Consider the following 14,491-nt stretch of genomic DNA (forward strand, 5'->3'; position numbering starts at 1 on the left):
ACCATGATTGAATTTCGCCAGGTCAGTAAAACATTTTCCCGTAACGGTAATCCTGTTCTGGCGCTTAATAACATTAATCTTAGTATTGGCAAAGGCGATATTTTCGGGATTATTGGTTACAGCGGTGCGGGTAAAAGTACGCTGCTACGTTTAATCAATCGTCTCGAATCGCCGGGCCAGGGAGAGGTGGTGGTTAATGGTGAGTCCTTACAGGGTATAAATGGAAAGCGCCTGCATGCCGTCAAGAAAGAAATTGGCATGATTTTCCAGAATTTTAATTTACTGAACTCGAAAACCGTTTTTCACAATGTTGCCATTCCCCTCATCTTACAGGGCCGGGACAAAGCCTTTATTCAGGCGCGCGTGACGGAGCTGCTGGCCTTCGTCAATTTGAGCGACAAAGTGAACAGCTATCCCAATGAACTGTCGGGCGGGCAGAAGCAGCGCGTAGGGATTGCCCGTGCGTTGGCGACTAACCCGTCGGTGCTGCTGTGTGATGAAGCGACCTCGGCGTTAGATCCGCACACCACCGTGCAGATCCTGCAGCTGTTGCAGGAGATCAACCGTCGTTATGGCATCACCATTGTGTTGATCACCCACGAGATGTCGGTCATTCAGCGTATCTGCAACAAAGTGGCGGTGATGCAAAACGGCACCATCGTTGAGCAGGGCGAGGTGTTCAAACTGTTCGCGGAGCCGCAGCATCCGGTGACGGCGAACTTCGTGCATTCCGTGATTCACGACTCCCTGCCCACACGGGTTGAAGAAGTGCTGAAACGCGACGGCGAGGCCCAGGCGCTGCGGCTGGAATTTGTCGGCATCACCGCACAGCAGCCGATTATTAATCGCATCATCAAAGACTTCGACATTGAGGTGAATATCCTCTTTGCCTCCATGTCCGAGGTGCAGGAGCGGATCCTCGGTTTCATGATTGTGCAGATGACCGGCAGCCCAATCGATACCGGCCGCGCTATTGATTACCTACGTGATGCAGGAGTGAAAATCACCCATGTTTGAGTTAATTGACACCGCCGTCACCGGGGATCAGTTCCTGCTCGCGCTGCACGACACGCTGGTGATGGTGTGTGTCTCGCTGGCCTTTGGCTCCCTGCTCGGCATTCCGCTGGGTATCGTTCTGGTGGTGTGCCGCCCCGGTGGGATTTTACCGAACCGGTTTGTCCATCAGGCGCTTAACCCGACGATAAACGTTGTCCGGTCGCTGCCCTTTATCATTTTGCTGATCACCATTTTGCCCTTCACCCGGCTGCTGGTGGGCACCACCATCGGCACCGTTGGGGCTATCGTGCCGCTGATTGTCTTTATTGCGCCCTATATCTCGCGGCTGGTGGAAAGCTCGCTGCTGGAAGTGGACGAGGGCATTTTAGAAGCCGCCGATGCCATGGGGGCCACCACCTTGCAGACCATCTGGCACTTTATGCTGCCGGAGGCCGCATCCTCCCTGATTCTGGCCCTGACCACCGCCACCATCGGCCTGCTGGGCGCAACCGCCATGGCCGGCACGGTGGGGGGAGGGGGTATCGGCGATCTGGCCATTACCTATGGTTATCAGCGTTTCGATGCCTTCGCCACGCTTATCACCGCACTGGTGCTGATTGTCATCGTCCAGCTTATTCAGACCCTCGGAACCCGCTTTGCTCGCCGCCTGCGCCGCGAGTGAGCCTGTTTTTACGTTTTCTTTAGGAGTGAAAAAAATGCCTGTTGTAGAGAGCTTTACCCTCGACCATACCAAAGTGAAAGCCCCGTATGTCCGCGTTGCGGGCTATGAACGCCACAAACTGGGCAGCGTGGTGCAGAAATTCGACTTACGTTTCCTGCAACCCAATGTGGATGCGATTCCGACCGCGGCGCTGCACACCCTTGAGCACCTGCTGGCCTTCGGTCTGCGAGAAGAACTGGACGGGGTTATCGACATTTCGCCGATGGGATGCCGTACCGGGTTTTACCTGATCCTGTGGGATGAGCACGACCCGAAAAACATCGCCGCAGCGCTCACCCGCGTATTGCAGCGCGTGGTCACGGCCACTGACGTTCCGGCAGTCACTGAACTGGCCTGCGGTAACTATCGCGACCACTCGCTCTTCTCCGCCCAGGAGTACGCGAAGTTGGTACTGAACGCCGGGATCAGCGACGACCCGTTCAGGGCGTAAACAATGAACAGTCTGGATTTCAGCGGCCAGACCGCCGTGGTCACCCGGAGAACGCCATGAACAACAAGCAATCCAGACACAACCTGGCGGTGATGCACTGGGGCACTTACCAGGTTGAAACTCGGCAGGGCAAACTCACGGGTGTGCGCCCGGTTGAGTGGGATAGCAACCCGTCACGGATTGGCGAATCTCTGCCGGATGCGGTGCAGGGAGCGTCACGCGTGCGCCGCCCGGCGGTGCGTGAAGGTTTTCTGAAGCACGGCGCGGCCTCGCGGGAAGGACGCGGTCGCGAACCCTTTGTTGAAGTCAGTTGGGAAGAGGCACTGGAGCTTGTGGCAAACGAACTGCTGCGTGTTAAACGCGAGCAGGGCAACACGGCGATTTACGGCGGCTCTTACGGCTGGTCCAGTGCCGGGCGGTTTCATCATGCGCAGGGGCAGTTGCATCGTTTTCTAAACTTTTTTGGCGGCTATACCGGCAGTACCAATACCTACAGTATCGCTGCAGGTGAGCGCATATTGCCGCATATCCTCGGCGATTTAGACACGCTTCAGCGCCAGCATACCCCGTGGCCGGTGCTGGCGGACAACTGCGAGCTGTTTGTCGCCATCGGCGGATTACCGCTGCGTAATGCGCAGGTCAACGGCGGCGGGGCGAACGATCATGCGCTGCAACACTGGTTGACGACACTGCGCGCGAACGGCACGCGCATTATCAATATCAGCCCGGTACAAAACGATCTCGCGGGCGTCCCGGATGCCGACTGGCTGGCGGTCAAACCGGGTAGCGACACCGCGCTGCTGCTGGCGGTATGCCATGTGCTGATCGCCGAAGCGTTGTATGACCGCACTTTTGTCGACAGCCACACGGTGGGCTTTGCGCCATTTAGTGATTATCTGTTTGGCAAAGGCGACGGGGTGACGAAAAGCCCGGAGTGGGCGGCGTTGCGTACCGGCCTGTCCGCCGAATGCATACGCCAGCTCGCCCGGGATATGGCGAAGCACCGTACCATGGTCAACATCGCCTGGTCAGTACAACGCGCCCGTCAGGGGGAGCAGACCTTCTGGGCGACGGTTGCGACCACCGCACTGCTCGGGCAGATTGGCACCCCCGGTGGCGGTCTGGGTTTTGGCTATGCCTCCACCAACCTGGCGGGTGCCCACCGCCGTGTCTTCTCCGGGCCGCGCCTGCCACAGGGGCGCAACCCGGTGACCGACAAAATCCCTGTCGCCCGTATTGCCGACATGCTGTTATCGCCCGGTGAGCCGTATGAATTTGACGGTCAAACCCTCCGCTACCCGGATATCCGCTTTGTCTACTGGGCTGGCGGGAATGTCTTTCATCACCATCAGGATCTCAATAAATTAATTCGCGCCTGGCGTCGCCCGGAGGCGGTCGTGGTGCATGAGCAGTACTGGACTGCGCAGGCCAAATTTGCCGACATTGTGCTGCCCGCCACCACCTCCCTGGAACGGGAGGATATCGGCAGCGCCAGCAACGACGGCTTTATGATTGCCATGCGGCAGCACATTCCCGCTTTTGCCGAGGCGCAGGATGACTACGCCATTTTCAGCGCGCTGGCATCACGCCTGGGCTTTGGGGAAGCGTTCAGTGAAGGGCGTACGCCCCATGAATGGCTGCGGGTGATGTACGAGGAATCCCGCCCCCGTGCCGCCGATGAAGGCATTTCGCTGCCAGAGTTTGATGATTTCTGGCAGGAAGGCATGCTGGAGTATGCGCGTCCTGAAGCCCCGCATATTCTGTTGAAAGCGTTTCGCGACGACCCGCATACCCATCCGCTGACCACACCTTCCGGCAAAATCGAGCTCTTTTCGCAGACGATTGCCGGGTTTGGCTATGAAGAGTGCCCCGGCCATCCGTACTGGCACGAGCCGGAGGCCGAGTATCAGCAGTCGCAGGCCGATAAATGGCCGTTGCATCTGCTGTCGAGCCAGCCGCGCAGCCGCCTGCACAGTCAGTACGATCACGGTAGCGTCAGCCGCAAGACCAAAGTGGCGGGCCGCGAACCGGTATGGATCCACCCGCAGGATGCTGCGTCACGGGGGATTCATGACGGCGATGTAGTGAAGATTTTTAACGCGCGCGGCGCACTACTGGCTGGGGCCAAACTCAGTGAGTCGATTCGACCCGGCGTGGTGCAGATGTCCACCGGCGCCTGGTATGACCCCATTAACGGGCAGGATGCGCAGCCGCTCGATAAGCACGGTAATCCCAATGTGTTAACGGAAGATCGCGGCAGTTCGCGCCTGGGGCAGGGCAGTTCGGCGCAAAGTTGTCAGGTTGAAATCGAGAAGTTTGTCGGCACGCCGCCGGAGGTGACGGCGTGGCAACCGCCTGTTTTCGTTACGCGTTAACGCTGAGAACAGGCGGGAAGTACATTACTGCACGGCAGCAAACGCGCTGGCAACGCGGTCGATGTTGCCGTGGTTTAACCCGGCCACACAGACACGGCCACTGGCAATAAGGTAAACGCCGTACGCTTCACGCAGGGCCTCCACCTGCGCCGGGCTAAAGCCGGTATAGCTGAACATGCCGCGCTGGGTCAGCAGGTAATTAAAATCGTGCTCCGGCAGGGCCGCTTTCAGCACGTTGACCAGCGCCTGACGCATTTCACTGATGCGGGTGCGCATGGCTTCCACTTCAGCGCGCCACAACGCGTTCAGTTCAGGATCGTTGAGCACCAGCGAAACCACTTGGGCACCAAAGTTCGGTGGGCTGGAGTAATTACGGCGTACCGTTGCTTTCAACTGGCCCAGCACGCGTCCGGCGGCTTCTGCATCTTCACAGACGATGGACAACCCGCCCACACGTTCGCCATACAGGGAGAAAATTTTGGAGAAGGAGTTGCTGACCAGTGCTGGTAAGCCGGTGCTGGCGATGGCGCGGATGGCGTACGCATCGTCTTCAATGCCCGCGCCAAAGCCCTGATAGGCAATGTCGAGGAACGGAATCAGATCACGCGCGATCAACACTTCGATGACTTCATCCCATTGGGCATGGGTCAGGTCTGCACCCGTTGGGTTATGGCAGCACGGATGCAGGAGCACGATGCTGCGTGCCGGTAACTGTTTCAGGCTGCTCAGCATGGCATCGAAGTTGACCCCACGGGTCGCTTCATCGAAGTACGGGTAAGTGTGAACGTTGAATCCGGCGCCCGCGAAAATGGCGATGTGGTTTTCCCAGGTCGGGTCGCTCACCCACACCTCAGAATCCGGGAAGTAACGTTTCAGGAAATCCGCCCCCACTTTCAGCGCGCCGGAACCGCCGAGCGTCTGGATAGTGGCGATGCGCCCGGCATTCAGCGCCGGATGGTTCTCACCAAATAACAGCTGCTGAACGGCGCTACGATAAGGGGCAAAACCTTCCATCGGCAGATAGAGGCTGGCTTTTTGCGGCTGGTTTTGCAGGCGGGTTTCAGCCTGTTGTACTGCCTCAAGGCGAGGAATGATGGCCTGCTCGTCGTAATACAGACCGATGCTGAGGTTTACTTTTTCAGCACGGGTGTCCTGATGGAAGGTCTCCATCAACGACAGGATAGGATCGCCCGCATAGGCGTCAACGTTCTGGAACACAGTCTACTCCCGAAATAACAGTCAGAGGTCAATCCATTACACCGCGTAGCGTCCTGGACGGTGGTTCATGGCAATAATGGAATTAAGGATCACGGCACCCACGATGGAGGCCGCCAGCATCGGCAGGCTCACGAAGAACAGCGAGGCGGTCACGATGCAGGCATCAACGACCATCTGGAACTTACCGGCACGAATACCGCTTTTATCCTGCAGATAGAGCGCCAGAATGTTCACGCCACCGAGGCTTGCTTTATGACGGAACAGCACCACAAAACCAATCCCGACCACAATGTTGCCAAACAGGGTGGCGTAGTACGGGTTAAGCTGATCGAAATGAATAAAGCGGCCATGCAGATCGGAGAACAGTGACACCAGCGCCACCGCACAGAAGGTTTTCAGGGTGAACTGCGCCCCCATCCGGCGAATTGAGAGCCAGTAGAACGGCAGGTTAATCAAAAAGAACGCTGCGCCGAACGGCAGATGAGTTGCGTAATGAATCAGAAAAGCGATGCCTGCCGTCCCGCCGGTAAGCGCGCCCGCCTGGCGAAACAGAATAACGCCAAAAGAGATCATCAGCGTGCCGAACAGCAGCGCCAGCGCATCTTCCAGCCAGGTATGTGCAAGTTTATTGGGGGTCAGGACGTTATCCATAAGAAAGTACGATTCAACATTTGCTAAAGATAAGAAATATCCTGCAAAAATCGCACCAAACCCGTATGTCTCCTGCATCAAGTGCCGGAAAAATCGACGTAGCACACGCTAACGCATTGAAATCGCAAAAAAGAGATTTTTGCACGATGTGTGCAATATTAGAGCCATATTCGGGTGATGCGTGTGGTTTTCACCCGCATAATGCATTGACTGCCTAAATGATTGCACCAAAACAAGGCGCCTCGCCCCAAATTAGGGCAAATTGCTGCTGTCAGGCACCGGCTGACCGTTCTCTTTCAGTCGGTTTAGCACCACTGAGGTTTTTAAATGCGCCACGCCTTTGTTTTGCGCAAGGATATGGCTGATCAAATGGCTTAAGCCCGGTAAATCCGGCACGGCTACCCGCAGTAGATAATCGGCATCGCCGGTGGTTTTCCAGGCGTCCAGAATCGCATCCACTTCGTTGAGCATTTTGTGGAAGCTCTCCACATATTCCTGGGTGTGATTAATCAGGCGGACTTCAATCAGCCCCAGCATCTCCAGCCCAAGCGCATCCGGCGCGAGTCTCGCATGATAGCCAAGAATAAGCTGCGCCTGCTCCAGCGCAATACGGCGGCGCGAACACTGGGAGGCAGAAAGGCCAATCAAATCGCTCAGTTCCTGGTTGGTCAAACGGCCATTGCCTTGCAGCAGCGTGAGGATTTTCAGATCAAAGTCGTCGATGTTGTACATGTGAGCGGGTACCTGAAATGAGTGGCGAACAGACTATCAGCTTTGCTGCTTACCAGGAATCTGAGCTTCTGAAAGCCGTTTTTTGCGGTTCGAGCATGGCTTTTCTCCTTCTCCCCAAAGGTTGAGGGCTGAGGAATCCCCAGTAATATCACGTCTTGCAGCGATAACACTGCGCAATGAGAATAAAACACTCATCGCGATGACTGGGTCCGGCTGAAAATCGACGAAGCGTATCCGTAAGGCCGGGGCGACGCGCAGGGATGCGCGGCGAGGGCGACTTTACACGGACGTTACCTTCGCCCGTCCCCGATTAGCCTGAAGGAATATGCGTAGTGGACCGCGCCAGCGGCGATTTTCCTGGCCGGGAGCCCGGGTCGCCAGGGCGGTGGCGGTGCACTGAACCCAGGATCCTGGACACCAGATTTCTCAGTCTGGAGGTTCAGTACGATGAAATATCCTTTTCACATCCGGCTTGCTGCTGTTCAGCATTACATGGCCGGGCATTCCTCTATCAAGGAAACGGCCCGCCTGTTCAGTGTTGGCAGGACACCGCTGACCCGCTGGCTGCGGGCCTTCAGACGCCTGGGTAAAGCCGGGCTGGAGGACCGTCCTGCCCGTGCCTATACTGCAAAATTCAGGCTCCGCGTTGTCCGCTACGTCATTGAAAACAGGTGCAGCTACGCGGAGGCTTCCGTGCGCTTCGCTATCCCCAATGAATCCCTTATTCTCGACTGGATGAGGCGTTACCGGAAAGGGGGTAAAAAGGCGCTTCACTCTGCCAGACCCGGACCCGCTATGTCACAGAAAAAGTACATTCCTGGCGCGAAGCCATTCAGTGAAATGACCCCGAGAGAGCTTCAGAGGGAACTGGAATATCTGCGTGCGGAAAATGCTTATTTAAAAAAGCTGAAAGCCCTGAGGGAGGAAAGCGCGCTCAGGGAGCAGCAAAAAAAACCAGAATAGTGCAGTCATTACTGGCGGCACACAGGCTGCCCTGCCTGCTGTATGCCGCGCGACTGTCACGCAGCACGTATTATTATCATGTCTCGCATCCAGCACATGATACTGAACGTTATGCGGAGGCCGTCAGCGCGATGAAGGCCATCAGCCAGCGGCATGCTCAGCGTTATGGCTACCGCAGAATGACAAAAGCGCTGCGTGATCAGGGCTTCATGCTCAATCACAAAACCGTGCGCAGGCTGATGAAAGAACACGGCCTGACCTGTCAGCTGCGCCGGAAAAGATATCGCTCGTACATGCCGGATGCCGGGCTGGCATCCTCTAATCTTCTTGCCCGGGACTTCAGCGCTGAACGAAGTGGGATGAAGTGGTGTACGGATGTGACGGAGTTCCGGGCCGCGGGGCAGAAACTGTATCTGTCTGCCCTGCAGGATCTGTTCAACAATGAAATCGTGGCCTGGAATATGTCGACCAGCCCGTCACAGCCTCTGGTCTGCAGGATGCTGCAAAGGGCAGTGAAAGCCGGCAGACACAAAGAAGGTCTGATATTACACAGCGACCAGGGCTGGGCTTACCGGACACCGGCATGGCGGTTAATGCTGGAGAAAGCCGGGATAACCCAGAGCATGTCGCGTAAAGGGAACTGTCTTGATAACGCAGTGATAGAAAACTTCTTCAGCCATCTGAAGGTGGAGATGTACTACCGTAAGAAATACGGTTCCGTGAAAGAACTGGAGCGCGATATCAGGGTGTATATCCGCTACTACAATAACGAACGGATCAGCCTGAAAACGGGCGGGATGAGCCCGGTGGCATACCGGGCTCAGGCAGAAAGACACGAATAAAAAAGTGTCCAGGAACTGGGGTTCAGTGCAGGTGAACCGCCCTGGCACGTTCACGGGTTCTGGGGCGATAGAAAAGCAAGAAACATAAGGTGAACGGAATGACCCTCAGAGCCGCATGTTTCCCCTCACCCTAACCCTCTCCCTCAAGGGAGAGGGGACCGACTGTGCTCGCATTTTTTTGTGGGGATTCCTCAGCCCTGAGGGAGAGGAGAAGGGAAGGTGTGCGCGCTGGTGCGACATTATGCTCACTTCCCTCAACCGCGCAACACCGAGCATTACGCTTGCGCTACTTCAATGCGCATATTGAGGTGGCGGAAGCTCTCCATCCTGGTGTCGCTACTTACCACGACAATATCGATCTCCTCACAGGGGACGACCTTGTAGCGTGCGACCTGCGACACTTTGTCGGCGGTAACGGCGGCAATCACCTCATTACTTTGCGCCAGCACGTCTTTTTTAAAGCAGGCATCTTCGTAATAGACCGCGCTCATTCCAACCTGGGGATCCAGCCCGCAGACGCCAATAAACGTTTGATCAAACATCATGCCGCGAATTTGATTGACCGGTTCTGAGCCCAGCGTGCTACCGGTTTGGGCGTTCACTTTGCCGCCGAGTAAAATCAGCTCGATATTACTGCGCCCGCTTAACACCGAGGCGATTTGCGGCGAGTTGGTGACAATGGTCAGCTCCAGATCGGCAGGGAGACATTCGACCATCGCCACATAGGTAGAGCCCGCATCAATAAAGACACAGGCGCCCGGCCTGATGAGTTCGGCACACTTTCTGGCAACCTGTGATTTTTCCGGCACGTTCTGCGCCATGCGGGTTTCGAAGCTGGCGGACTGTTTAAACTGGCTGACCGCACCACCATACACTTTCTTGCACAGCCCCTGGCGTGCCAGCTCCTGCAGATCACGGCGGATCGTATGCTCAGACACCCCCAGCTTGCGGGCAATGTCCGCACCGATCACTCTGCCGGTTTCCGTCAGTATCTGGTGGATAAGAGACTGTCGCTGTTCGGGCAAAGCATCATAATCAATCACATCTGATCCTCAAGTGAACGTAATATTGCACAATGTAGCATGATCTATCATAGTGTTGCGATATCCATGATACATGCTCAGGTGCGACGTGTGCGATCTCTTCTGCATTGAGCATGACGATGACAATCATTGAGGCCCTGTATGTATCAAGCAATCATTTATCAGGAGTTGGATAACACCATGGAGACGCTTGAACGGCTGACCCTTGCCTGGTTTGCAGAACATAAAGCACTGGAGCAGGCCGAGCTTTTTTATCGCTATATGAAACAGTCGCAATCCGGCTGCTTTAAGCAACACTATGCGCGGGTGCTGGATTCTTCAATGGAGTGCCTGACCGGCATATTGCCGCAGCTTACCAACCGGCTGGCTCCGGGTGTGGCAGATGCCATTTCAACCCCTGCGCTCAAGACCCGGCGTATTTTTAGTATGATCATCTACTGGCTCATCCAGTATCACAGTGGTCACGCCAGAGACCTGCCAGAGCGTGAAGAGATGCTGGATATCTTTTCGAGCATCCTTGAGAGCACGACGCTGAAAATGTGGTGAAGCAAAGGTCATTTTCCCCAGGCAGGGTTATGCGGCACATTTTGGTAACCTGCCGTTGCTGTCGCTGATTGCTCCAACCTGCCGGAGTAAATCCTGATATTGTTCGATGAAGATGCCGGGAATGGCAAAAAACAAACAAAAAATCAGTTTTAATCCCTATTTACTATCCATTTTTTAGAATAAACAGTGATGCCAGGCGAGCCGGAGGGCTCCGTTTACGCCCCCTTAGGATTGTTGTATAACGGAAATGGTTAGCACTAAAACTATCGCCACATAATAAGAGTGAACGGCAGCAGATAAAGGGTAAGGTAATGTCAGACGAGAGAATTTCCGCAAAAGTTAAAAACGTACAATCCTCTGCAATCAGGGAATTATTAAAGCACAGCAAAATGCCAGGGGTTATCTCTCTCGGTGGAGGCATTCCGAATCCCGATCTGTTCGATCGCGAAGGTTTGCAAATGGCGATGGACAAGGTCCTGTCAGCGTCCTGGAAAGAGGCTTTCCAGTATGGTCTGAGCGAAGGCAGCCCTGAGCTGCGTGACGCTATCTGCCAGCTCTCTGCCCAACGTCAAATCTCCTGCACGATTGATGAGGTGGTCATTACCTCCGGCTCTCAGCAGTCTTTAGATATGCTGGCCCGTGTGCTGATTAACCCAGGCGATGTCATCGTGGTCGAGCGACCAACCTATCTGGCTGCACTGCAGGTCTTCCAACTGGCGGAAGCGCGTCTGGCGTCTGTTGGCACCGACGGCGAAGGGATGAAGGTGGATGAGCTGGAAGAGTTAGTTAAAAGCACTCCCATCAAAGCCGTTTACGTCGTGCCGACCTTTGGCAATCCTGGCGGCGTGACCTTGTCTGACGAGCGCCGTAAGCAGCTGGTGGCGCTGTCAAAACGCTACAATTTCGTCATTATCGAAGATGATCCCTACAGCGAAATCAACTTCACCAATAAGCAGTTCAAGCCGCTGACCGCCTGGGCGAAAGAGATTGATAACAGCGAAAACGTTATCTACACCTCCACCTTCTCTAAAATTCTGGCACCGGGTGCCCGTGTCGGTTGGGTCATTGCGCCAGAGTGGATCAAGCGCCAGATTGTGACCCTGAAACAGGCCACCGATTTGCACACCAGTTCACTTTCTCAGTCGCTGACCTATCACTACCTGCAAACGGGCCGCCTGCCTGCACAGCTCAACATGATCCGTGCCTCCTATAAAGAGAAGTGCGACACCTTATGCGGATTGATTGAATCCGAGCTGGGGGAGCATCTGACCTTCCACCGTCCGCAGGGCGGCATGTTCCTGTGGGCGAAGTTCAAATATGAGAAGAACACCACCGACTGGCTGAAGGAAACGCTGGCAAAAGGCGTCGTTTATGTGCCGGGTGAGTTCTTCTATGCGGACAATCCAGACTCGTCTACGCTGCGTATGTCCTACGTTTCTGTCACGGAAGAAAACCTCAAAGAGGCCGTTGCGCGTCTGAAAGCGTCTCTCTGATTCACCTGCAAACAGGTAAAAAAACCCTGTATCCCACCAGGGATACAGGGTGAGTAAAGGGTTATTTCCTTTTTTGCTGACATAGCATTGCCCGAGTGCAAACGCGGAAATAAACCCATCATCTAAATGCTTCGAGAATACTTCCACGTCTTCCGTAGAAATATGACCCTATGATGGTTTTACGGGCGCATTGCGTCCAATTCAAAAGTTGAATCATAGGATTCAAAAAAGTAAACAAAGCGAGAAGAGAAGGGGAGAGAGAAGAGAATTTAGAGCCAACCTTCCTCTTTGCAAATAAGCCAAAGACGCATATCAAACTCCAGTTGGTGATAGTGCGGCTCCATATGGCAGCACAACTGATAGAACGCTTTGTTGTGATCTTTCTCTTTCAGGTGCGCCAGCTCATGCACCACAATCATTCGCAAAAATGCCTCAGGTGCCTGACGAAACACGGTGGCGACGCGGATTTCCGCTTTCGCTTTTAGCTTACCGCCCTGTACGCGGGAGACCGCGGTGTGCAGGCCAAGCGCGTTTTTCAGTACGTGGATTTTACTGTCGTAGGCGACCTTGTTGATTTGCGGTGCGTTACGCAAAAACTGGTTTTTGAAATCCTGGGTGTACTGGTACAGGGCTTTGTCGGTGGTGATACTATGCGTGTCCGGATACCTTGTCTGTATCACCTCGCCAAGCCGGTTCTGCGTAATCAGCGTCTGGACCTGGTTCAGCAGTGATTCGGGATAGCCCTGTAAATAAGTCAGCGTTGTCATAGTCAGGGGTTTACTTCTCCGGATAATTAAGCGATAAAACGCGCGAATTCTAGCATTCCGGAGGGGCGATGGGCCAGGTTGAGTTAATCGGACAGTCATTTGCATTAGAGCGTTTTCCACCTAATGCCGAAGAAGCGTCATTACAGGCGTGGGACGCGGCAGATGAGTATTTATTGCATCAGTTAAACGATGCCGAGGGCGTCACGCTCATTTTCAATGACAGCTTTGGCGCACTTGCCTGCGCACTGGCAGACTGTCGACCGGTTAGCGTTACCGACTCCTTTATCGCTGAACAGGCCACGATTCACAACCTGAACCTGAATGGTCTGGATGAAGATGCCGTCGTCTTTATGGACTGCCTTAGCGAGTTGCCGGCTTCCCCTGCGCGTGTTCTGATTAAGATCCCGAAACAGCTTGCGCTGCTGGAGCAGCAGTTGCATGCGCTGCGTCGTGTCGTGACGCCGGAAACCCAAATTATTGCCGGGGCTAAAACCCGCGATATTCACAACTCGACCATCGCATTGTTTGAGAAGATCCTCGGGCCGACCACCACCACGCTGGCGTGGAAAAAGGCGCGCCTGATTAACTGTACCTTTACAGGCCCGGAAGTGGCTGAGGTACCTGAGACATACGACTGGAAACTGGAAGGCACCGACTGGACTATCCATAACCACGCGAACGTCTTCTCCCGCAGCGGCCTGGACATTGGCGCACGCCTGTTCCTGAAACATCTGCCTTCTAATGTTGAGGGCGAAATGGTGGATCTCGGCTGCGGTAACGGCGTGATTGGTCTGCAGCTGCTGGCGCAAAACCCGAACGCCCGTGTGCTCTTCACCGATGAATCACATATGGCGGTGGCGTCCAGCTATTTAAACGTGGAACGCAACATGCCGGACGCACTGGAGCGCAGTGAGTTTATGGTCAATAACGGTCTGGCCGGTACGGAACACGATCGTTTTGATGTCATTTTATGTAACCCGCCGTTCCATCAGCAGAGCACCATCACCGACCATATTGCCTGGGAGATGTTCCATGACGCTCGTCGCGGGCTGAAATACGGCGGTGAGCTGATTGTGGTGGGTAACCGTCACCTGGATTACTTCCGTAAATTGAAGAAGATCTTCGGCAACTGCAGCAATGTGGGCGCGTCAGGGAAGTTTGCCGTGTTAAAAGCGGTGAAAACGCGTAAACAGCGCTAAGTTTCGCCGGATGGCGCTGCGCTTATCCGGCCTACGGCTGGGCAATGGTTTTCTCCCTCTGCCAGTGGGGAGAGGAATCTCCAGTAATATTACGTTTTACAGCGATAACACTTCGCCATGAGAACACAACAGTCACCGCGATGACTGGGTCCGGCTGAAAATCGACGAAGCGTATCCGTAAGGCCGGGGCGACGCGCAGGGATGCGCGGCGAGGGCGACTTTACACGGACGTTACCTTCGCCCGTCCCCGATAAGCCTGAAGGAATACGCTAAGTGGACCGCGCAAGCGGCGATTTTCCTGGCCGGGAGCCCGGGTCGCCAGGGTGGTGGCGGTGAGCCACCCTGGCACGTTCACGGGTTCTGTCGCTATAGAAAAGCAAGGAACATAAGGTGAACGGAATGACCCTCAGAGCCGCATTTTCCCCTCACCCTAACCCTCTCCCTCAAGGGAGAGGGGACTGTCCGTGCTCGTATTATTTTGTGGGGATCCCTCA

General features: G+C 55.1%; 13 protein-coding genes. 8 read left to right on the top strand and 5 right to left on the bottom strand.

Translation table 11 applies throughout. The features are described from left to right. Window positions 1–3 precede the first annotated feature (3 nt). From ACUY4Q_RS03295 to ACUY4Q_RS03310, 4 genes are read left to right on the top strand one after another with little or no spacing between them, the layout of a single operon-like run. Window positions 4–1,017: a methionine ABC transporter ATP-binding protein gene (locus ACUY4Q_RS03295; protein WP_458045673.1), complete on the top strand. Its 1,014-nt coding sequence runs from the start codon at window positions 4–6 to the stop codon at window positions 1,015–1,017. Continuing rightward, on the top strand, window positions 1,010–1,678 hold the full coding sequence (locus ACUY4Q_RS03300) for a methionine ABC transporter permease (RefSeq protein WP_458045674.1): 669 nt from the start codon (window positions 1,010–1,012) through the stop codon (window positions 1,676–1,678). The genes ACUY4Q_RS03295 and ACUY4Q_RS03300 overlap by 8 nt, the downstream gene beginning before the upstream one ends. A gap of 34 nt (window positions 1,679–1,712) precedes the next feature. Next, window positions 1,713–2,168 (top strand): S-ribosylhomocysteine lyase, encoded by a 456-nt coding sequence (locus ACUY4Q_RS03305; protein ID WP_458045675.1) that lies wholly within the window; start codon window positions 1,713–1,715, stop codon window positions 2,166–2,168. 56 nt (window positions 2,169–2,224) lie between these two features. Continuing rightward, window positions 2,225–4,543, top strand: coding sequence for a molybdopterin-dependent oxidoreductase (locus ACUY4Q_RS03310; RefSeq protein WP_458045676.1), 2,319 nt, complete (start codon window positions 2,225–2,227; stop codon window positions 4,541–4,543). Window positions 4,544–4,567: 24 nt separating this feature from the next. Here ACUY4Q_RS03310 and ACUY4Q_RS03315 read toward each other — a convergent pair whose 3' ends face one another. The 3 genes from ACUY4Q_RS03315 to ACUY4Q_RS03325 all read right to left on the bottom strand — a co-directional run bounded on the left by ACUY4Q_RS03315 (window position 4,568) and on the right by ACUY4Q_RS03325 (window position 7,144). Beyond that, complete coding sequence (locus ACUY4Q_RS03315; RefSeq protein ID WP_458045677.1) at window positions 4,568–5,761, bottom strand: amino acid aminotransferase; 1,194 nt, start codon at window positions 5,759–5,761, stop codon at window positions 4,568–4,570. Window positions 5,762–5,797: 36 nt separating this feature from the next. Continuing rightward, entirely contained in the window at window positions 5,798–6,412 is a 615-nt protein-coding gene (locus tag ACUY4Q_RS03320; protein ID WP_458045678.1) for a YitT family protein, read from the bottom strand. Window positions 6,413–6,664: 252 nt separating this feature from the next. Beyond that, window positions 6,665–7,144, bottom strand: a complete 480-nt coding sequence (locus ACUY4Q_RS03325) for an Lrp/AsnC family transcriptional regulator (RefSeq protein ID WP_458045679.1) — start codon at window positions 7,142–7,144, stop codon at window positions 6,665–6,667. A 447-nt stretch (window positions 7,145–7,591) separates the two neighbouring features. Between ACUY4Q_RS03325 and ACUY4Q_RS03330 the strand changes: the two genes are divergently transcribed. Beyond that, window positions 7,592–8,949 (top strand): IS3 family transposase gene (locus tag ACUY4Q_RS03330; RefSeq protein ID WP_458043069.1). Its coding sequence is split into 2 segments (ribosomal slippage): window positions 7,592–8,042 and window positions 8,042–8,949, totalling 1,359 coding nucleotides; the frame shifts between segments, so codons are not numbered across the junction. Between the two features lie 275 nt (window positions 8,950–9,224). On the opposite strand, the gene ACUY4Q_RS03335 is transcribed toward ACUY4Q_RS03330, so the two are convergent. Next, window positions 9,225–9,992, bottom strand: a complete 768-nt coding sequence (locus tag ACUY4Q_RS03335; protein WP_458045680.1) for a DeoR/GlpR family DNA-binding transcription regulator — start codon at window positions 9,990–9,992, stop codon at window positions 9,225–9,227. A 141-nt stretch (window positions 9,993–10,133) separates the two neighbouring features. On the opposite strand from ACUY4Q_RS03335, the gene ACUY4Q_RS03340 reads away from it, so the two are divergent. Beyond that, window positions 10,134–10,538 (top strand): hypothetical protein, encoded by a 405-nt coding sequence (locus tag ACUY4Q_RS03340; protein WP_458045681.1) that lies wholly within the window; start codon window positions 10,134–10,136, stop codon window positions 10,536–10,538. A 311-nt stretch (window positions 10,539–10,849) separates the two neighbouring features. Continuing rightward, complete coding sequence (locus tag ACUY4Q_RS03345) at window positions 10,850–12,031, top strand: aminotransferase-like domain-containing protein (RefSeq protein WP_458045682.1); 1,182 nt, start codon at window positions 10,850–10,852, stop codon at window positions 12,029–12,031. Between the two features lie 269 nt (window positions 12,032–12,300). Here ACUY4Q_RS03345 and ACUY4Q_RS03350 read toward each other — a convergent pair whose 3' ends face one another. After that, entirely contained in the window at window positions 12,301–12,798 is a 498-nt protein-coding gene (locus ACUY4Q_RS03350) for a M48 metallopeptidase family protein (RefSeq protein WP_458045683.1), read from the bottom strand. Window positions 12,799–12,866: 68 nt separating this feature from the next. Between ACUY4Q_RS03350 and rlmG the strand changes: the two genes are divergently transcribed. Further along, a complete protein-coding gene (rlmG, locus tag ACUY4Q_RS03355) occupies window positions 12,867–13,997 on the top strand; it encodes a 23S rRNA (guanine(1835)-N(2))-methyltransferase RlmG (protein ID WP_458045684.1) in 1,131 nt (376 codons plus the stop codon). The last annotated feature ends 494 nt before the right edge of the window (window positions 13,998–14,491 follow it).

It is taken from the genome of Phytobacter cepae, from assembly GCF_054165735.1.